The organism is Streptomyces zinciresistens K42 (assembly GCF_000225525.1).
Lineage (GTDB): Bacteria > Actinomycetota > Actinomycetes > Streptomycetales > Streptomycetaceae > Streptomyces > Streptomyces zinciresistens.
Genome location: NZ_AGBF01000054.1, coordinates 17813 through 38265, shown reverse-complemented (window position 1 = coordinate 38265; position 20453 = coordinate 17813). Strand labels below are relative to the sequence as shown.

The 20453-nt window shown below is 68.9% G+C and carries 17 protein-coding genes; 16 read left to right on the top strand and 1 reads right to left on the bottom strand.

Features of this window, described 5'->3' with window-relative positions; all coding sequences use genetic code 11:
• The 5 genes from SZN_RS41445 to SZN_RS17435 form a co-directional block, all read left to right on the top strand.
• Positions 1 to 367: hypothetical protein (locus SZN_RS41445; protein ID WP_007496768.1), on the top strand; the 367-nt coding region annotated here is incomplete at its 5' end.
• A gap of 1744 nt (positions 368 to 2111) precedes the next feature.
• The gene (locus tag SZN_RS17450; RefSeq protein WP_007496767.1) at positions 2112 to 2957 is read left to right on the top strand and encodes a ParA family protein; all 846 of its coding nucleotides are present in this window, start codon (positions 2112 to 2114) and stop codon (positions 2955 to 2957) included.
• Positions 2958 to 3568: 611 nt separating this feature from the next.
• Positions 3569 to 4012: a hypothetical protein gene (locus SZN_RS17445; protein ID WP_007496766.1), complete on the top strand. Its 444-nt coding sequence runs from the start codon at positions 3569 to 3571 to the stop codon at positions 4010 to 4012.
• Between the two features lie 384 nt (positions 4013 to 4396).
• Positions 4397 to 4852 (top strand): hypothetical protein, encoded by a 456-nt coding sequence (locus SZN_RS17440; RefSeq protein ID WP_043731339.1) that lies wholly within the window; start codon positions 4397 to 4399, stop codon positions 4850 to 4852.
• Positions 4853 to 5733: 881 nt separating this feature from the next.
• Entirely contained in the window at positions 5734 to 7689 is a 1956-nt protein-coding gene (locus tag SZN_RS17435) for a hypothetical protein (RefSeq protein ID WP_244313376.1), read from the top strand.
• Positions 7690 to 7835: 146 nt separating this feature from the next.
• Here the strand turns inward: SZN_RS17435 and SZN_RS17430 are convergent, their stop codons facing one another.
• Positions 7836 to 8195 (bottom strand): hypothetical protein, encoded by a 360-nt coding sequence (locus tag SZN_RS17430; protein WP_007496763.1) that lies wholly within the window; start codon positions 8193 to 8195, stop codon positions 7836 to 7838.
• A 167-nt stretch (positions 8196 to 8362) separates the two neighbouring features.
• Between SZN_RS17430 and SZN_RS17425 the strand changes: the two genes are divergently transcribed.
• The 11 genes from SZN_RS17425 (at position 8363) to SZN_RS17375 (ending at position 20424) form a co-directional block, all read left to right on the top strand.
• A complete protein-coding gene (locus SZN_RS17425; protein ID WP_007496762.1) occupies positions 8363 to 9358 on the top strand; it encodes a hypothetical protein in 996 nt (331 codons plus the stop codon).
• On the top strand, positions 9355 to 9489 hold the full coding sequence (locus SZN_RS43200) for a hypothetical protein (RefSeq protein WP_007496761.1): 135 nt from the start codon (positions 9355 to 9357) through the stop codon (positions 9487 to 9489). The genes SZN_RS17425 and SZN_RS43200 overlap by 4 nt, the downstream gene beginning before the upstream one ends.
• Before the next feature lie 97 nt (positions 9490 to 9586).
• Positions 9587 to 10237, top strand: a complete 651-nt coding sequence (locus tag SZN_RS17420; RefSeq protein ID WP_007496760.1) for a ribonuclease FAU-1 family protein — start codon at positions 9587 to 9589, stop codon at positions 10235 to 10237.
• 136 nt (positions 10238 to 10373) lie between these two features.
• On the top strand, positions 10374 to 10658 hold the full coding sequence (locus SZN_RS17415) for a hypothetical protein (protein WP_007496759.1): 285 nt from the start codon (positions 10374 to 10376) through the stop codon (positions 10656 to 10658).
• Positions 10659 to 10768: 110 nt separating this feature from the next.
• Entirely contained in the window at positions 10769 to 12082 is a 1314-nt protein-coding gene (locus SZN_RS42665) for a DUF2637 domain-containing protein (protein WP_007496758.1), read from the top strand.
• Positions 12083 to 12886: 804 nt separating this feature from the next.
• On the top strand, positions 12887 to 14836 hold the full coding sequence (locus tag SZN_RS17400; protein ID WP_007496756.1) for an ATP-binding protein: 1950 nt from the start codon (positions 12887 to 12889) through the stop codon (positions 14834 to 14836).
• Between the two features lie 216 nt (positions 14837 to 15052).
• Positions 15053 to 16117: a conjugal transfer protein gene (locus SZN_RS17395; RefSeq protein ID WP_007496755.1), complete on the top strand. Its 1065-nt coding sequence runs from the start codon at positions 15053 to 15055 to the stop codon at positions 16115 to 16117.
• Positions 16118 to 16187: 70 nt separating this feature from the next.
• Positions 16188 to 16415, top strand: a complete 228-nt coding sequence (locus SZN_RS17390) for a hypothetical protein (protein ID WP_007496754.1) — start codon at positions 16188 to 16190, stop codon at positions 16413 to 16415.
• Positions 16416 to 16430: 15 nt separating this feature from the next.
• Positions 16431 to 17006 carry a hypothetical protein gene (locus tag SZN_RS17385; protein ID WP_007496753.1) on the top strand — a complete coding sequence of 192 codons (576 nt, stop codon included), beginning with the start codon at positions 16431 to 16433 and terminating at the stop codon, positions 17004 to 17006.
• Complete coding sequence (locus SZN_RS17380; protein ID WP_007496751.1) at positions 17003 to 17827, top strand: hypothetical protein; 825 nt, start codon at positions 17003 to 17005, stop codon at positions 17825 to 17827. The genes SZN_RS17385 and SZN_RS17380 overlap by 4 nt, the downstream gene beginning before the upstream one ends.
• Positions 17824 to 20424, top strand: a complete 2601-nt coding sequence (locus SZN_RS17375) for an ATP-binding protein (protein WP_007496749.1) — start codon at positions 17824 to 17826, stop codon at positions 20422 to 20424. Before SZN_RS17380 ends, SZN_RS17375 begins: the two co-directional genes overlap by 4 nt.
• Positions 20425 to 20453 lie beyond the last annotated feature (29 nt).

Here is a 20453-nt window from a genome sequence, read left to right as displayed (position 1 = left end):
GCGCGATCGACGGCTGAGCGACGACGAGTTCGGTGAGCTGTCCGCCGAGGAGGTGCACGGCATCAGCGGCGCGCCGGCGTATGGCGTGTACGTCGAGTTCGACACCGCAGACGTTGCTCCCGAGGCGTACGAGGCACTCTTCGACGCGCTGCACGACCAGCACGGGGCCGTCGGCCCTGCCCCCAACGGCAACCTCTCCGTACGCCTGACCGTCGAGGCCGACAGCGTCACCCAGGCCGTCACGCGCGGAATCGAGTACGCCCAGGCCGCCGCCGCGCAGCACGACATCGCCTCGAACACCGTCATCGGCGCCGAAGTGGGTCTGGCGCTTCGCGCAGACCTGCCGCAGGAACCTGAACGTTCCTGACTCTGTCAGCTCACACAAGCACATACAGCACCCAACGCGCGGTCATCATGAGCAGCACTGGGTGCTGTTCGCGCCTCTGCACGACAAGTGGCAGTTGCACTTGGCGCTCGCCATCAGCGCTGCAGGTCCGCCAGGCCCACTCCAGCGGCGACGTTTCCGCTCCCGTGGCAAGGCGGCGCTGCGTCCGTCGCGACTCTCAGCCCAATCGGCATGTGAGCTTGAGTTCACAAACACACATACTTTCACGCACGCACACATACAAGCGAAGCTACCGACGCTGTCACCTGCGCATTCACGCTTTCCCTCATACTCCTCGACAGCCCCACACGCTCGCCGAAGCACCCGTCAGTGCGTTCACCCGCCCACCCCCTGCATGAGGCGTGCGTTCCATCAGCGCGCGCTTTCACGATTTCACATACTTTCACGCACGCATACACTCATCCACGTGCGGACACTCACACTGTCGCTGACGCGCTGCCATATATGCGCACCCACCTTCCCTCTTTCTGATCTCCACCATCACTTCTCTTCTTTCAATCTCGCGTTCTTCCGCACATCATCTCTCTCCTTCGGATTGTCATGCCCTCTACCCTGCTTTATCTCGCTCTACGAAACCCACATTCACAGTGCCCTACTCCTCCGCTACAACTCATTCCCACCCACGCGCGTTCACATATGCCTTCATTCACCCTGGCGCACTCCCGTGCTTTCCTTTCGTCATGCACAACGACACTCTTACTAGCGCTCGCTCATGACTTCATACCTGCGTGCGGTGAGAAGCTCATCACCAATCACACTCCTTCTTTCGCAACTCTCCAGACTCATTCCTACTGAAGTACCTGCATTGCTTTACGCGCTCTTTCGTTGGCTCTTTCGTTCTTGCTAACGCAGTCCACTTCTGGCATCTCCGCATACGTAGTTCGGGGCGTACTAATGCGCGCACAGTTACGGGCTCACACGGCGTCTCCTGCTCTCGCTGGCGCCTCAGGACACCCGTCATTCCGAACAGCCATAAGCCGTCACGTCGAAGCATGCATTCGCACCCGCTAGCGACCCCACCCAGACGCTCTGTCACGGACGCGCTCTCTCACCCAGTTTCTCGACCTCCCACTCGCTCGCGGTGTGTCGCCCCGGCTTGCGACGACCCTTCAGGCCGCACGCGGGCGCAGGGGTACTACGGCGCACCCAATCGGACACCACCTGCCTCAGGCCCACCCCAACCCGATCTCTCGCAGTGCCCGACACCCCTTCGGCGACCACCCCGTGTGCACGTCCTCCTCACAGCGCAGCTGCGCGAACGTCCCCTCAGCAGGGCTTCCACGAGCGCGTGCACCCGGCACGGCACCACACTTCACACCCACACGAGCACGAGCTCTACCCTCCGGCACCCCTACCGAGCTGGCGCTGCCCCGTGCACCCACCCCACTGGAGCCGCGTCCACCGCGCCCCGCATGGTGCTCTTCGCACACATACGCGACTGGAGGAAGTTCCCAAACATGCAGATTCCAGTTGAAACAACCATCAAGGAACGACGCGACCGAGTCTGACAGGCTCGGTCAAGGCCATCCCTTCCTTGGTCGACACGCTGCTTGAGCTCGTTCTGTAAGGCGTGAGCCGTCCAGGCTGTTAATCTTTCGGCCGTCATCGTGAATCTGTCAGTCCCAAACCCCGTAGACGTCGGCAGTGCATCCCGGGAAGCGAGAAGCCAGGGCGAGGCATCAGGGGAAAGGGGAGGAAGGCACCCATGAAGGTCATCGTCCTCGCCAGTCAAAAGGGTGGTGTGGGTAAGACCACCACATCAGCCAATATCGGTTCGAGCCTCGCCAGTGGCGGCGCGCGTGTAGGCATGGTGGACCTGGAGCTCCAAGGCCAGCTCGGTGTGTCCCTGGGCGCGTTCGCGCGCAAGCCACAGGACATCGGAAGCGCTCTGCTCGACTACATCGACGCCGTCGACGCCGACGATCTCGGCGGCATGGCCCCCTTGCACACCCGCATGATCGACAGGAGCGTCCTACTCAAGGGGTTCGACAACCCCGGAGCGCTCAGCGTCATCGGCTCAGTCATGAACGTTACTGATCGAGCCCGGACCGAGATCGCGAAGCGGGGCTGGGAGGCTGTGTCGAGTCTCCGCCATCTCCTTCTCACCCTTCGCAATGACTTCGACTTCATCATCGTCGACACGCCGCCCTCGGCGGACGCGCTGTCTTCCGTGGCCTTGGCAGCCGGCGATTACGTGATCGCGGTTTGCAACCCGCGGCTGGCGACAGCTGACGGGGCCCGAGTTGTCCGCAACAACGTGGACAGGGTGCCGGAACGCACCGGCGGTACGTGCCACCCCGTGTTCCTTGGCACCGTCATCAACGAAGCCCAGCCCCCCTCCAAGCGCACGGAGGAGGCGGACGCCGTCGACGCCTTCCTGGCCAAGCACGAACTGGCGCCGTTCAGCAAGGAGATCAGGACGAGCCCACAGATCTCAGCGTCGTACGGCATCAGCCGTCCCATCGTCATCGACGAGCCGGCTTATGCGGCAAGCGGCTGGTACGAGGACCTCACCATGGAAATCATCGACCGTATTAGGGGTCTGTCGTGACGCCTTCTACAGACGAGCCTGCGCAGGAACCAACCGCCGCACCCGCCGGCAGGAGGGGCAAGGGGCGGGGTGCGCGGGGCAAGTCCCGAAGCTTCGACTTCACTGCCATCGAGCATGTGGGTAATGACGCCACCGAGGGGGGGTTCCTGGGTGACGACGCAGCTGAGTCCGAACGGCGGGGCGGGGCTGTCCAGGTTTCTGCCCCACCTGTGGAGCCCATCAGTTCTCTGGCTGCTGGACCGAGCCAGTCGGGGGAGGCCGAGGCTTCTGACCTTCCTGTTACTCGGACCCGCGCTCCGGAGGAGCACGACGCAATCCCCACGCCGGCGCCAGATGGAAGCGCGAGCGTCGTACCTTCGCCGTCCCAGCCTCCGAAGGAGGAGTCGACCGGGGCACCTGCCGTGGCGCACGAACCGTCCGCGGTTGAGTCAGAAGTCCAGAACGAGCGACCGTCTCGTCCGGTTCACGAAGAGCCGTCTGAAACGCCTCGTGTGCCTGAGGCTTCGGCTGCTTCGCGTCGCAGGAATGATGGCCCTGGGTTCACCCCCGCTTCGGCCGAGCCGACTCTGAAGCCGAAGCCACGCAAGAAGGCTGCCAGTTCGACGCCCACGATGCAGGAGGAAGTGCTCGCCTCCTTCATAAGGCACCGGACCCAGCGGAACTGGCCCACGTGGTCCGGCCGCATCGAGGGGGAGACGAAGACACGTCTTCTCCAGAAGGCCGACGATGACGCGCTGTCCTCCGGCCGGAACCTCATGCCTGGGCACTACCTCGACGCTGCATTGAGGCTGGTGAAGGACCTGAGTGCCGAGGAGCTCGCTGCACTCGCCAACGAATGGCTGATTGAGAAGTGGTCTGGCGAGCACCCGCCTGGTGTGAGCATCCAGGCCGGCGTTTCTCCGGAGGTGTACGAGCTTCTCAAGGGGCTTAAGCGCACATTGCGCGGTCAGCGCGGCGCCGGGAGCGGCGGGCTGATCCTCGATGTGGTCTCGGCTGCTGTGGATCGTTTCCTGGACGCAGCTGACCAGGAAGGTCCTTTCCCTTCCGCACGCTAGTGATCCCGTAAGGGGGTGGCCCGGCCGTATCGGTCGGGCCACCCCCTTACGACGTGGTTCACGTATTCACCCACTTCCACACACGCGTCACGACATGCACCCCCGCATGCGCACGGACAGCCGGGCCGACCCATGCGCCACCTGTCGCGCCTATGTGCAGAACCGCCCACCGTGACACTGTCATACCCACCGAACGGCCAACGTGCTTCTGACACTTCCAGCGACAGCCGTGCGGAATGCCCTATTCATGCAGGCAGGAGCCGAATATCCCTGCGCCATCGAGGCCCTGACGGTATGAAGATCCGACACGCATTGGTTCTGTCATTACCACCTTCCCGTCGATCGGTGAGTAAGATGCTCTTGACTGAAAGCGAGGACTGATTCATGAGCACGGCGACCAGCGGTTGGTCACTCCGCGCCCTGGCACAAGAAGCGCACGTCCTACCGAAGGTGGCTCGGGACGCAGCCGAAGAAGGCGTGATCGACGCTCAGCACACCGTAGAGACGGACATCGTCCTCGTCCGCCTCTACGGCGCCTTGAAGCGCCTCGTCTGGCCCGAGGAGCGGAGGCCGGCGAACAAGGACCAGGGACTCCGGGTCTGGGAAGCCATAACGATCGAGACAGCGCGGGCCGCCCTTCCGGACGAAGTTCAGGACGACACCGGCCTGTTCATCCATCAGACGGGTTGCGAACTCGTCACAGGGCCAGGTCCTCACTGCCTCGCTCTCTTCAAGCTCGCTGACCAGCCGTTCTACTACGCCCCGTTGGGTCGATGGTTCAACCAGTTGCCTTCCCGGCGTCCCAGCACAGAGCAGAACAAGGACACGGCAGGGGTCTGACAGACCCAAGCAGTACCGGGCTAACCGGTAGAGATCCGCCCAACGGGCGCACAAAAGCAACTGGCCCGGGACTCCGCAATCCCGGGCCAGCCATGTCGAGGAGGTGAGCGCTACTCCACATCCCTAGCTGAATACCTATCGCGCGCGTCCGGCCTCCCTACCTCCCCAGGCGGTGCCGGTTGGCGATGTGAGTTTCCCTCGTACCTCCTCGACTGGAGCACATCATAGCTACCCGTCCGAGGGCTGGCGCAGTCGTGCCCGAAGCAGACCGAAATCGTGCGTCCGCCCGTTCACCGGTTCCTCCGTCCTCGTCTTCCCCGACCGCTCCGCCTGCTTCGGAAGGTACTGGGGGCGGCGGGGGGTCTGTTCTCGCTTCCAGCGAGCCCCTCGTCCTCATGCCGGGCTTGCGCAGCGCTCTGCTCTCGGCTGCGCGGACCGTCCTCGATGACCCGCGGCTGGATGGGGCGTGCGACTCGGTGCGTCTCACGTCTGTACTTCTCCTGGCGAAGGCGCCAGTCGCGTCCTCCCATGTGATCACGATGTCCCGGGATCTCGCTGGATGGCTCGGCTATGGGGTCTCTCATGTCGCTCATACGGTCGTTCCTCGCGTTCGGGCGAGTGGGATCGCGACGTGTGTCCCTGCGCGGGACGCTGCCGGCTGGACTCACGCCCTCGACTTCGAGCTGTTGCCGCTCAAGGAGGCGAGGGCTGGGCAGGGGTTCAACCCGTTGTCGTTGTTGAACAAGCGGGATCTGGCGACGTTCCTGCGTTTCTGCGAGGCAGTGTTGTGCCCGGGGTGGACGCCGCGGGACAAGCCCGCGACGCCGGCCGGGTTCTTTGCACGGCGGCGGGGGTGGGGGTCGGCCACTGACCGTTTGGCCATGCTGCTACTGGCGCTGAACGCGCGTCCGGATGGCCGGGTGCCGATGGCGCCTGGCCGTCTCCCGAAGGGCTTCAACCGGTCCGAGGTGACGGTTGCCCGCCTGCTGGGTTGTTCCGTCGAGGTTGGCAGTGCCGTGCTGAAGCGGTTGTTGGTGCTCGATGGTGTGGCGTGGGACCGTCCGGAGCGGTACGGGCAGGATCGTCTGCTGGTTCCCGCGATCCAGGCCGCGTATCGGCGTTCGCGGGCGGCGTCGACGGCCCCGGCGGAGCCGACCGTGGAGGGCGTGTCCGCTTCCGCCTCCGCGGAGGAGGCGGCCCCGGAGGCGTCGTGCGCGGGGTGCGCTGCACATGAGAAGCCCGACGACCTGCTGCTCGAAGGGGACGGGTGGGCTCAACTCTGCTTCGAGGACGTCCCCGTTGAGGCTGCCGGTAGTGCATGTGGGGATCAGAACACCGAATCTGAGGCATCGTCGCAGGTAGATCAGGGCTTTGACGGTACTTCAGGGGGAGCTGTTTGTGCAGACCCCCACGCTGCCCACCCACCGGTGGTTACTCTCTCTCCTTCTTCTGCGGGTGCTCTGGACTGCTTTTCCGGCTCCGCCGTCTTGGGTGAGGACCGGCTGCCGGAACGCGCGGGCGCGGACGAGGATCTCCAGGAGACGACGGGAATTCTTGCCGGTGCGGCGGGTGGGGCAAGCCCGCTTCGCGGGGAACAGCAAAGCGCGTCGACGGGATCGGGGTGGGGCTCGCCGGTGCGAACTGGCGATTTCGTCGGGGCGGTTGGGGTGCCAGAGGACCTGAAGGTGGCGCTGGCACCGGTGGCGTGGCTGTGGGCCGGGCTGGGACGGGCGTCGACTGGGGCGTGGCTGGCGAAAACGGTGCGTCGGGAGCTGGTGGGCCTGCGGAGATTCGTGGGTGACGGCGAGGGTGTGGCTGAGCGTCGGCTGGCCGAGCGGCTCAAGCGCCGCCTGGACCGGCAGAGGACTCCGGTGCAGGACCTGGCGGCCTGGCTGATCCGGCGAGGGCTGCCGCAGAACAACGGGTGCTGGTCGAACCTGTGTGACGACGGGATCCGCATCGACTCCGGTGGCACCTGCCCCAGCTGCGACTGTCTGATCGGGGATCGGCGTGGCCTGCGCCAGATCGTCGCAACCGAGGTCGCGGCCCAGCACCCGCACGCGACTGGGGGGGAGTGGCGCGGGGTCTACGAGGAGGCGCTGCGCGCGAGGTTCGACTACCAGAGTGCGATGGATGCGGTGCGCCGGGAACGGGCGGCCGAACGCCAAGTCGCCTTCTACGCAGCCGTCGAGGAGCAGAAGGCACAGCTGGCCGAGGACAAGGTGCGGCGGGCTGCGCGGCCGTGTGAGGACTGCGGTCGCGCCGAGGCCGCCGGGCTGTGCCCGGTGTGCTCGCTGCGCCGGTCCACGAAGGCCTTGGTCGACCAGGCGGTCGACATCGCCGTGGCACTACGGGCCGACGTGGACGATCCCCAGGCGGTCGCCGGGCTGACCGCACAGGTCGGCAAGGACACGTGGGCGTTCATCCGGGGTGCCGTGGCGTCGGACGGCACCGACGATCCGGTGTGCCGGGCGTTCGCCGAGAAGGACCTGGCCCAGAAGGTCCTCGAACAGCGCAGGCAGCGGGCGCTGGTTCGGCTGCGGGAGTCCGGGCCGGCCGAGATGGAGGCCGCTCATGTGCGGCGGATGACTCTGCACGGCATGTTCCCGACGGAGAAGAACCGCAAGCGGGCCGATAAGGCGGCCGCGACGGCGCGGGAGCGGGTCGCTCAGGACCTGTTGCGCGAGTTCCTCGGCGACCTGGCCCGGGCGCGAGCCGCGGCGGTGTCGCGCGAGAGGCCGCCGGCGTGGAGCGAGCGGTGCTCCGACCTGGCGGTCCGCCCGCTGGACGAGGACACGGTCGCGGTCGCGGTCGGCGCGGGCACGGGGTCGGTGTGATGCGGCCTGCACCGTACGGTGGCGAACTGCCGTGCCCGGCGCGGGTCGTGTCGGAGGTGTTGGGCGGGCGCTGTGCGGGCCTGGCCGTGCGCGTCACGCCGCTGCGGTTCGCGCGGCGTGGTGCTCGCCGGGGCCCGGTCCTCTTCTCAGCCGGTTGCCGCGGGCTCGGCCGGGGCCGGCTGGGTGGCGTGGATCAGCTTGGACCGTGCGTCGGCGCGTTCGGCGGCGGCGACCTCGCCCCAGAACTTGTGGGTGATCACGAACGCGCTCAGCTCCCGGGCGCGTTCCTGCAGAGCCGTGTAGGCCGCGGTGTCCTCGGCGCTCCAGCCCTCGGTCGCGGGGCGGACGGACGGATACCACTTGGCGGAGTCGTCCCAGCCGTCGTTCGGCTCGACCGACCAGGGCCGGTCCGCCTGCATCGTGCGGAGCTGGGCGTGGATCTCGTGCAGTTCCCGGCGGGCGTCGAAGAGGTCTTTGGGGAAATCGAAGTCGTTCTGGTCGGGCATGAGCGCATCGTAGGCGGCTGGTCTGACACCGCCCCTGCAGCGACGAGCCCACCGCCACAGGTGTGTGAGGCAGACCACATGCCGGTTTGAAGATTCTTTGTCGGACGGGCGTCCTGCCGGTGCCGAGGGGTGAACGCTCGTACCGATCAGCAAGGAGTACAACCCCGATGACCATCCACGACGGTGCTCCCTCGGAGCCGTCCGGCCCCAGCGGCCCTCAGCCGTCGGCCGACCTCGTCGCCGTCCCCCGCTTCCGGCTGGCGCAGCTGCCCCTGGACGTGCGGGGCGAGCTCGCCGAGGCTCGGCGTGCGCTGGCCGGCCGCAGGCCTGCCGCCAGCGACGTCGCGACATCGCTTTCGGAGAAGATCTGCTCGATCGCCTTCCTGGGCGGCGTCGCGAAGCCGGAACCGCGGGAGCGCGGAGCCGACTGGACCTGGGTGCAGCAGGTCGACGGGCAGCTGCGCACGCTGGTGGTCCAGGCGAAGTGGGCGCCCTACGGTGCCGAGGCTGCGCGGGCCCGGCTGGGCGTCTTCGCCGCCCTCAACGCCCGCCGGGCGATCCTCGAGACGCGGACCGTCGACGGGTGGAAGCCGGCGGTCGCCGAGTTCGCCGCCACGTGGCTCGGTATCCCGAACCCCGACACCGAGTGGCTGGAGGCGGTGTCGACGGCGCTGCTGGGCAGCTGGGTGGACCTGCTGGACGAGCCCCTCGTCGACGACGCCGGCGCCCTCGGCCTGAAGCAGCTGAAGCGGGAGTCGGCCGTGGTGCACCGCCAGTTGCAGCCGCTGTGGCGGCGCAAGACGGCCGGCGGGCGGCTCCTGTCGCTCGACCACCCCGTCCCCGGCGGCGGCACGCTCGTCGGCCTGCTCGCCGACCGGGCCGCCCCCACGGAGCCCTCGCTGCTGTGGGAGCCGGAGACGGAGAGCGCGGCGGCCGTGTTCGCCGGACTGTCGCCCGGCGAGCAGCAGGTGGCCCGCGTCTGGGCGCAGTCCGGGCGGACCTCGTGGGCCGAGGCCGCCGACCTGGCCGGGGTCAGTGCGGCCGAGGCCGACAGCGTCCGCCGCAAGCTCCGCCGTCTGGGGCGCCGGTACGAACAGCGGGCGGCGTCCGCCCGTGCCACGTCCGGGCGTCCGCTGCCCGGCGGCTGCGGGAGCTGGGCGTGAACCTCCTCGGCCAGGTCCTGGCCGAGTACCTCGCGGACATCGCCGCCGCGCTGACGGTCACGGCCGCGGCGTGGCTCGTCCGCAAGAGGCGCGGTCGGCAAACCGGCCTGGGCGAGGGGGATGCGACGTAGTCGCGCCGGTTCGCCGGACCCGTGCGCGTGCGGCATGGTGTCCGGCGGGCGCATCCCGTACGAAGGGGTGCGCGGCGAGCGTGCAGGAGGTGGTCAAGTGGAGCCCTTCGGCGTCGGCCAGACGGTGCAGCGGCGGGACGTCTTCCGTGGACGCGTGTGGAGCACCCAGGCGCTGCGCGTGATCGAGGACGCGCCCACGGCCCTGATCACCTGCGCCTGGCCGGGCACCCACGTGCGAGTGCCCGAGACCTACGCGCGGGTGCGCCGCGGCGACCCGTCCGCCTCGCGTGAGGAGGCGGTGCGGCAACTCGCCGCCGGCACCTGGACGCTGAGCGCGGGGGAGTGGCAGGAGACGGTGCTGCTGCTGTGGAAGGCGCCGGGGGCGTACTTCAGCGTCAACGCCTTCTACAGCGGCGACGCCGACCACCGCCTGCTCACCTGGTACGTCAACTTCGAACGCCCGAACGTCCGCCAGCCCGGCGGCTTCGACACCTTCGACCTGCTCGTCGACCTCCTCATCGACGCGGACCTGACCGGCTGGCGGTGGAAGGACGAGGACGAGTACGCCCACGGCCGCCGTCTGGGCATCATCGACGACGCCGAGCACGCGCACGTCGACGCCGCCCGCCAGCAGGTCCTCGCCCTCCTCGCCGACCGGGCAGGACCCTTCGCCGAGGCCGAACGGTGGTCCGCCTGGCGCCGTGACCCGGCCTGGCCGACCCCGTCCCTGCCGGCTCCGCAGCCCTGATCGGCCCCAGCCGACGGCACACGGGACGAGGACGCGACACAAGCGGTACCCGCCTTCTACCGTCCGCGCGATCAGGGGCCCGGCACGCCCATCTCCGCTCGGGAGATGACCGGGCTCCATGCGAAGGACGGACACCATGAAGACGATCGAAGACGGCCTCCAGGTGCACAACGGTCACGCCTGCGGGCCGCTGGCCGACGCCGCCGCCCGTCGAGCCGAGCGCACCGGCGCCCGCCTCGACGAGATAGGAGAGCGGGCCGGCACGCTCACCGACGCCGAGCTGTTCGCCGCGGTGGCCGACGCCCTGCGGCACTTCACCCAGCGCGCCCCGCGCGCCGGACAGGTCCAGGCCCTCGTCCGGCAGATCCGCCAGAGCGGTCCCGTCGCATGGGACTTCACGGGCCGCCTGCCCTGCGCGTGATTCGCCCGCCACGGCGGCCGCGGCAGGACCCGCGGTCGCCGTGGCGGCGGGAAATCTATCCACAGGTGATCCGGGTGACACTCACGGCACAAACGATGGAAGGAGTCGGTGTGCCCCCCAGCCGCGTCCAGCTCACGCGCACCCACCGCGTCCTGATCGCGGTCGTGGTCCTCGGCGCGGTCATCGTGGCCGCGATCGGTTTCGCCGGGTCCTACACAGCCGTCCGCGAGCTGGCCGCCAAGAAGGGCTTCCATAACTTCTCCTACTTCTTCCCGATCGGCATCGACGCCGGCATCTGCGTCCTGCTCGCCCTCGACCTGCTGCTGACCTGGATCCGCATCCCCTTCCCACTGCTGCGCCAGACGGCCTGGCTGCTGACCATCGCGACCATCGCGTTCAACGCCGCCGCGGCCTCCGACCCGCTGGGCATGGGGATGCACGCCGTCATCCCGGTCCTGTTCGTCGTCACCGTCGAGGCCGCCCGCCACACCGTCGGCCGGATCGCCGACCTCACCGCCGACAAGCACATGGAAGGCGTGCGCCTCACGCGCTGGCTGCTCTCCCCGCTGCCGACGTTCCTGCTGTGGCGGCGGATGAAGCTCTGGGAGCTGCGCTCGTACGACCAGGTGATCAAGCTGGAACAGGAACGCCTGGTCTACCAGGCACGCCTGCGGTCCCGGTTCGGTCGCAGCTGGCGCCGCAAGGCACCCGTGGAATCGCTGATGCCGCTGCGGCTCGCCCGGTACGGCGTCCCCCTGGCCCAGACCGCACCGGCCGGCCTTGCCGCTGCAGGCATCGACAACCACCTCCTGCCTGCTGCCGAGCGCACCGCGATCGACCCCGCCCCCGAGCCAGAGGCCATCGTCGGCTCCAGCACCCCGACCACAAGCCCGGCGGACGAAGAGGGCCCAGCTGCCGCGGAGACGGAAGGCGACACCACCCGTCCCGATCCGCACCCGCCCGAGGACGAGACGGTGTCACCCGACCCGGCGAGAGAGGATCCCGGCCCGACCGGCGCAGGTGAGGACCCCGCCCCGCAGGCCGGACAGCCAGATGCCGACGAAGGCGAGGACGACGAGCGGGAGCCCGATGCGGACAACGACCGCGACGACGAAGGTGACCAGGACCACGAGGGCGGCGGTGCCGACGGAAGCGGGGGAGAGGACGGCAACGATCAAGTCCGCCCCGACAGCATCGACCACACGAAGGTCATCGCGTCGATGAAGAACGCCGACGCAGTCCGATACGCCATCACCCAACTGGCGACCTACGACGCCCCGGCGCTCTCCCGGTGGTTGAAGGAGCACGGCAAGAACGTCAACGGCGGACAGATCTGGCGGATCGCCAACAGCGCTTCCAAGCGGGCCGCCACCGAGCCGGCCCAGAGCACGCAGGAGAAGGAGTCGGAGTCGGCTGCTGCGTAGGAAGCGCTCCGCTGCACAGATGCGCCCTGCCGACGGCAGTTCCGTTCGAATCGACTCCGCCGTCCGTCACGTCGGAACCGGCGCGGCCGGCCGGCCACATCATCCGGGCGGCGGCGGCCGCCCTCGTGCAGTGCAGCAGTAGTACGACCGTACGAAGCAGCAGGCCCGCGAGCAGGAGGAGTCTGCCGCTGCACGCCCTGCTCGGCGTGACGCCCTTACGGAGTGCTGCTCGACGTGCTGCTCCTGCACGCTGCTGCTCGTCCTGGTCCAGCGGTGCAGCAGCCGGCGCCGGGACTGCTACTGCACCAGGACGATGCAGTACGCGGTGAAGTGCAGTCCGGGAAACGGCAACCGGATCTCCAGCAGTCGCGTGCAGTCGCCGTGCACCAGCGCGCGCACGCCCGACCCCGGAGAAGGCCGGAGACGGAACTGCCGCCGACCGTAGGCCTCCTGCTCGTGCACTGCCCGGTGCAGCAGGACCACTGCTTCCGGCGTCGATCTGCTGCTCCCGGCCTGCTGCTGTGCTGCTGCTTGCAGTGCCGGTGCAGTCCTGCACGCGGTCGTGCAGTGCAGAAGCAGCTGCTGCTCGTGCAGCGGAGCAGCGCCCGAAGAGCAGCGAGCAGCCCGGTGCAGTGCGCGGCGTACTGCTCGGTGCAGCGGGCCAGCCGCCGATGTGCAGTACGTGCAGTACGGCGCGCACTGCGAGCAGCGAAATCTATCCACAGGCCAACGGGCTTAGCGTCCCTGGAGATCAACGTCCGCTTCCCGCGGGCGGCACCGCGCGCATGGGAGGCGAGGTAGGCGATGGGGCGCAGCGAGTTCGACCGGCAGCTCGAAGAAGGCGTCGAGGCCTTCCTCATGGGCGTCGGCCGGCTGTTGTCCGGGCGGGACATGGACGGGCAGCGCCGTACGGACGCGACGTTCTTCAAGGGCGGCCGGCGTGTCCTCGACGGTGTCGAGGGCCGGGTGGGTCCGTGGTCGTACCGGCCCGGCTGGCAGCGGGCGGCCGCCAGGCTGACCACGCTCGGCGGTCTGGGCGCGGGCGGGTGGCTCTACTGGACCGATCCCGAACAGACGCTCACGGCGCTGGAGTACGGCGGGGCCGGGGCCGGCGGACTGCTGGTGAGCGGCGCAGCGGTGCACGCCGTACGCAACCGCGGCCAGCGCGAGCTGATGCGGGAGTGGGTCGAGCCGCTGCACCAGGCCCTGGTGGGCCCGCTGGGCATTCCCGAGGCCACCCGGCCACGTTCTTACCTGCACGTTCCGCTGAACTTCTCCGACGACGACGCCGAGATCCGCATCGACCTGCCGGTCGCCTTGAAGTTCAAGGAGACCGAGGTCGCCGAGATGATCGTCAAGAAGCTCGCCTTGCAGGGGGTGTCCTTCAGCTGGAAGTACGACGGCCGCAACCCCTACGTGACGGTGAAGAAGGTCCACCGCCCGCCGTCGAAGGTCGTCTTCAGCGACCCCAAGGTCAAAGAGCTGGTGAAGAAGGTGCCGGAATCGGCGCCGTTGATCGGTCTGGAGCGCGGACAGAAGATCGTGTCCGTGGACCTGGACGCCGAGTCCCCGCACGTTCTGGTCTCCGCGGGCACCGGCGGCGGCAAGAGCGTCATCCTGCGCACCATCGCCTCCCAGCTCATTCACCACGGCGCACACGGATACATCCTCGACTTCAAACGCGTATCCCATATGTGGGCCCGCGGCGTGAAGAACGTCGAATACTGCCGTGATATCGCCGACATTCACGACGCCCTGGTCCGGCTCGGGGCCGAAGGACAGCGCCGTATTCACGTCGCGGAGAAGCTCGGCGACGACGCCGACCCGTCCGAGGTTGGGCCGCGCATTGTGATCCTGCTGGAGGAGATCAATGCGACGATGAAACAGCTGACTCGGTACTGGGAGAAGATCAAGGAGAAGGGCGATCCGAAGATATCTCCGGCGGTCGATGCGCTCGCCGAAATTCTCTTCATGGGTCGTGCAGTTCGCCTCCACGTGCTCCTGGTCGCCCAGTCGGCTACTGCCCGCGCTCTCGGCGGTCCGGAAATGCGCGAGAACTTCGCCACCCGCATTCTCGCCCGCTACACGCAAAACGCCTGGAAAATGCTCGTCCCCGAGGTCCAGCCCGCTCCCAAGAGCACCCGCCACATCGGCCGCGCCCAGGTCGTGCTCGGCGGCATGGCCCACGAGACCCAGGTCATGTTCATGAGCGACGCTGAGGCCCGCGCCTGGGCCATGGCCGGCTCAGGCCCCGCGCCCTCCGTCACCCTCACCAAGAGCGCCCCAGTCGCGGCGGATGACTCAGTGACACAGCTGAACAGTGACACAGACGAAAGTCTCCACCTGGGGAAACAGGGGGTTGATGACACAGATCAGACTGTTCACGGCCGAGCTGTTCAGGCCCTGGCGTCCGTCGCCGGGGACCGGTACGAGGAAGGTGACGCGGACGAGGACAGCGACGACGAAGCCGCTCAGCTGCCCGCTGGCGACGAGCAACCGGGAGCCGACGAGGACACCGACCCGCTCGTCGGGCTGCGCGAGGCCGAAGACCTCCTGTCCGACGTCGACCTGACCGCCCTGCGTAATGCCCGGGCCCGTGATCCGGAATTCCCGGCCCCCGCAGACAAACGAGGCCGAGAAAGCCTCTACCGGCTGAGTGACCTGCAACGCTGGGAACGCAATCGCCTCTCCTCTGAAAGCGATGAAGTCGACGAGGACGACGTCTCCGAACAGGAAGACGTCTCCGTCCTCTGACCTCTCCCTGTCCAACCCCAAAGGGCCCGCACTTCGTGCGGGCCTTTTTCGTTGTCGCCGCCGTGCCGACCGACAGTCGTGCGGCTGCGAAATCTATCCACAGGGCAGTCGACATAGCTTCTTGGGTGTGCGCTTCCCGTATCTCGCGCGGAAGCCGATCAGTCACTGCGCCTGCGCGCGCACAACGACCGGACGCGATACGGCCGAGGAGTTCCCATGAAGTTGCTGCGGAAGGTGTTCCGCCTTCCCCAAAAGGACAAGGCGGGGGGTGAAGAATTCGCCGACGCCCTCGCCAGCCGCACCCGACGGAAGGCCGGTGAACAGCCGGAAGCCGGCGCCCCCGAAGACGCCCCGGCCGTACGGACAGACGTGCCGGCGCGACGACCGGACACCTCGGCATGGACGGAGGAGGACGAAGGGTCGGGGAGCGTCGTCGCCCGCCGCACCGGACGGATCGCAGTGTGGGCCGTGATCGGCCTGTTCGCCTTCATCGGCGTGCGCAGCGTCATCGCCCCGCCGCAGCAGCCGACGACCGCGCCCAAGACCAACCCCCAGGCCGAGGCCGCCAAGGACGACGTGCCCGAGGCCGCCGCCCAGCAGGTAGCCGCCAGGTTCGCCCGCTCCTACCTGACATGGTCCAAGGACGACCCCGACTCCCGGGCGACGGAGCTCGCCCGGGACCTGCCCAAGGGCGCGGACACGAAGGCCGGCTGGGACGGCCAGGGCCTCCAACTCGTCGCGCAGACCATCCCTGGCGCAGTCACCCAGACCAGCGCGCACCAGGCCCGGGTCTCGGTCGACGTGCGGGTGTCCAACACCCAGGGCACCGGCTCCAAAGCCAAGACGGTCTCCTCGTGGGTCGGCCTGGAGGTTCCCGTCGCCGAGACGAGCGGACGCGTCATCGTCACAGGACAGCCCGCCCTGGTCGGCCTCGCACAACCGGTCACCTGGAAGGAACCGGGCGCACCCGACACCGACATCGAGCTGTCCGAGCGCACCCGCACGACCGTCGCGAACTTCTTCGAGGCCTGGGTCGACGGCACCGCCGACCAGTCGGCAGCCCCCGGAGCCAGGATCGCGCCGCTCGGCGGCGGCCTCACGTGGCACTCCCTGGACACCTGGGCTGTCGAGACCGGCTCCGGCTCACGGCGCACCGGACTTGCCACCGTCCGCTGGGAGCTGGCCGGCGCCGAACTGCAGCAGACCTACCGCGTGACCCTCACACAGGTCAGCGCCGACGGGGCGTCCCGCTGGCAGGTCTGGCAGGTGACGTCGCAGTGATCACGCCCTCACCTCCGGCCGCGCCGCGCCCCTACGAACCCCCACTCATACCCGCACGCCAAGGAGAGTCATGGGCACCAACCCGCTGACCTCGTACATCATCACCATCGTCTCGTCGCTGTTCGGCGCCGTACTTGTTGTGCAGGTCTTCCTGTATTTCACCAGGAGCCAGTGGGGCAAGTTCGGAACCTGCCTCGCCGGCGCCGCGGTCGCGGCGTTCTGCATCATCAAGACCGACCAGGCCATCGACATCCTCAGCGTGCTGGGGACGAAGATCGTCTCCATCTTCCCGGTGTGAGCGGCGGGATCGACGATGCGAGAATCCCGCACCTTCAGCCGCCACTGGGACCTGGAGACCCGGCAGCACGAACTGCTCGGCGTCGACCTCGGCGAGGGCATCCCCCGCACCACGCTGCGCTACGGGCTCGTGTGCTTCGGCACCTGGTGGACCCTCTGGCTCAGCCTGTTCGGCTTCCCTCCGCAGCCGGCCGTGCCGTTCTTCCTGCTGCCGCCGCTCGGCCTGACCTACGCCGGCGCCAAACGCTCCGTCGTCTACTGGCGGCGCACCAACCTCCTCGTGTGGAGCGTGCACCTTCAGTACCTGGTGCGCGGCGTCCATCCGGTCGTCGGCCGCGGCCGCATCCCCGTGCGTCGGCTCGGAATGCGGCTGCGGACGCGCCGGATCGGCGAGCGCCTGCCGCACCTGGTCCACATGCCCCTGTTCGGCGCGCTGTTCGCCGCCCGCGGCCCGGACCCGGCCCACACCGTCGGCAAGCCGGTGCTCATCCGGCCCCGGGTGCGGCTGTACGGACCGGACGCCGTGGCCCGCTCCCGCCGACGCCTGCGCCGCAAGCACCGCACGGCCGCCCCTCTGGAGAACTCACCATGACCGCCCAGACCCGCATGCCGATTGAGGCGATGCGCGACATGGTCCGCCTCACCGACCCGCACACCGTGCGCGCCCTGCGCAGCAGCGACCGCATCCTGCTCGGCCTGGCCGACGGCGACCGACCGGTCTACCTGCCCGACGCGCCGTCCAACGTGCTGGTCGCCACCGGCGGGGGAGGGGGCACGACCACCGTGCTCCGCTCCATCGCCGCGCAGGCTCTGCACCGCGGAGCGCACGTCGACATCGTCGACCTGGATGCCCGCCGCTCCTCCCACACCTGGGCGGCCTCGCTGGACAACACGGTCGTCTACAGCCGGATCGACGCCATCCACACCTTCCTCATCGAGATGCTCGACCGGCTGCGCCACGAGTACGCCGCCGACCCCGACGCCTGGCACCGGCGCCGCTTCATCGTCATCGAACACGCCGAGCGCCTCCTGGTTGGGCTACGCCAGCACTGGATGCTGACCCACCCCGACAGCCAGCTCGAAGAGGCACCCGGCGTCGAGGCGCTGGGAATGCTGCTGGCCGCCGGCCAGCACAACGGCATCCAGATCGCCGCCGGCAGCACCCGCGGCATCCCTCCCTACCTCGGCACCCAGGTCGGCGACGTGTTCGCCACCCGCGTCCTGGCCTACGGCGGACAGACCCTGTGGGCCCGGGTGGCCCCCGAGGTGTGGCCAGTACCCCCGTACTCCGTCATCCCCGGCCGGATGCACGCCGTCCAGGACGGCACCGCCACCCGCATGCAGGCCCTGCACCTTTCCGAGTCCGAGGCACGCGCCTGGGCGCGCGGCACCGTACCCAAGGAGTTCCGATGAGCAGCGCGACGAAGACGAAGACGGCGAAGAAGGGCGTCTCCCGCTTCGGCCGGCTCCTCGGACTCGGCGCCGAACGGTTCATGCCGGTGCCCCAACTGGTCGCCGTCGCCGACGGCCTGGTGGTGACCGCCACGGGCGCAGAGGCCTGGTTCGTCCTGTCCAGCGCCAACACTGACCTGATGCCCGAACCGGCGCAGGACGCCGAACAGGACGCGGCCGCGCTCGCCCTGGCCAAGGTGCTGCCCGGATACGACGCCCACCTGAAGGTCCTGTGGTCGCCATTGGACGGCGAGGTCTACCGGGCCGAAGCGCACGAGATGTTCACCGCCGGCGACGTGGAGGCCTTCGCCGACATGTGGGCACAGCGCCTGGACGGCCTGGACCTGCCACAGCGTCACCTCCTGCTCGGCATCAAGATCGCCGAGCGGGCCACCGCGACGAACGCGACCGTCAAGGACGCCACCTCCTCAGCGCTCGGCCTGCGCCACACCGGCCTGGCCGAAGGGGAACTCGCCCAGCTCGACGCCGCGGTGCGGCGACTGGAGCGCCGGCTGGAGGCCACGCCGTGGCGGGCGCGGATCGCGCCGGTCGAACTCCTGGCGTGGGCGATCTCCCGCGAGTCCTACCGTCCGCAGCCGGCCCCGCCCAAGCTCCCCGTCGTCACCGGCGCCTCCCTGGTCCGCCTGAGCCTGTCGAGGGCGATCCCCCACTCCGACCACCTCCAGCTCCTCGACGCCCGCGGCGAGACCGCGGCCTGGGTGGCGATGCTCGCCATGCCCGCCTTCCCGGAGGCGATTCACACCCCCGGCGAGCAGGAGTGGCTGCGCTGCCTGTCGGAGATCCGCTACACCCACGAATCCGGCGACGAGCTCCTGGTCTGCCCCGAGGCCAGCGTCCGGTTCACCGTCTGGCGCAAGGGCGCAGCGATCAAGGCCGTCGACAAGGTGCGGCAGTCGGCGAAAGAGCAGCGCCGCTCCGCCGCGGAGAACTCGGCCGGCGAAACCCTGGCCGAGACCGAGGAGACCGAGCTCGTCATGGAGGCCCTGCGCCAGCGGATGTCCCGCGACAGCATGACCCTCCTCGAGGACCACCCGCGGCTGCTGGTGGCCTCCGCCGAGTCGCTCGAGGACCTGCGCGCCCGGTGCGACGCGGTCATCTCGCACTATGCCGGCCTGTCGATCGACGTCATCGTCGCCGCCGACGAACAGCGCGAGATGTGGCTGGAGAGCCAGGTCGGCGACATGCTGCGGGTCGCCGACCTCGGGCACATCCGCGAGACCGACGCCCTCGCCGCGTCCATGTTCTGGGGCGGATCCGAAGCCGGTGACGACGAAGGCCCCATCGCCGGACTGCTCACCGGCACCACCCCGGGCGTGGTCCGCTTCGACATCACCGCCGGCAGTGCCCGCGGTGACGCCACGACCACCGCCTACCTGGGCCGCTCCGGGCGCGGCAAGACGACGGCGATGATGCTGGCCACCCTCACCGCCGCGATGCGCGGCGCCTACGCCCTGATGCTCGGCTTCAAGGGCGACGAGATCGGCCTCATCCGCGCCGGCGAATACCTCGGCCTGCCCTCCCACCACGTCACCTGCGGCATCGACACCCCGGGCGTCGCCGACCTGTTCCGCATGCTCCAGCGCGGCGAAGCGGCCCTGCAAGTCGTCTCCCAGATGCTGATCATGCTGCCCGAACGGATGCGCAACCAGGGCGTCGAGACGCATCTGCTGCGCGCGGTCAACGAGATCGCCGAGCACCACGACCCGGCCTCGTGGCGCGTGGTCGACCTGCTCAAGGACAGCGACAACGAGCTGGCCCGCGACGCCGGGCAGGCCCTCGCCGAGGTTGCCCGCACCCAGCTCGGAGCGCCGGTGCTCGGCAGGCCCCGCGACGGCGCCAGCCCGCTGCGGCCCGAGGCGGGCCTGTGGCTCGTCCAGGTCCCCGGCCTGACGATGCCGCAGGCCGGCACACGGCCGGCGGACATGACGATGAACGAGCGCGTCAGCCTGGCCCTGATGCGCGGGCTGATCGCCTACGCCCTCAACACCGCCTCCCGCGCCGACCTGCGCAACCTGCCCAAGGTGATCAGCGTGCCGGAGGTCCACGTCCTCACCGGCACCGACGACGGCAAACGCTTCCTCGACCTCGTCGCCCGCATGGGCCGCGCGCTGGACACCAGCCTGGCCATCGACAGCCAGGACCCCAACTCCTTGCTCGGCCTGGACGGCGTCCTGGAGGCCATCACCACGGTCTTCGGCTTCGAGCAGAGCACGCGGGTGCAGCAGGACGCGCTCGCCGAACTGCTGCGCCTGCCCGTCGGGGAGGCGAGCCGGGCGCTGATCCACGGCGTCGGCAAGACGGCCCACGGCGTCATCCGCCACGGCCACTGCATCGTGCGGGACCGCTTCGACCGGGTCGCCACCATGCAGTGGGACTCGCCCAGTTACGAACTCCTGCGGGCCCTGTCCACCAACCCCAAACACCAGGCAGAAGACGCCGAACGCGATCAAAGCGGACGCGAGGAAGGGGAGTTGGAGCCCGAGGACGAGGGGGCGGATCACCGCGCCGACTTCGTCAAGGCAGGATCGGAGGGTTGAGTGATCACCCCTATCCGATCGAGGAGAGC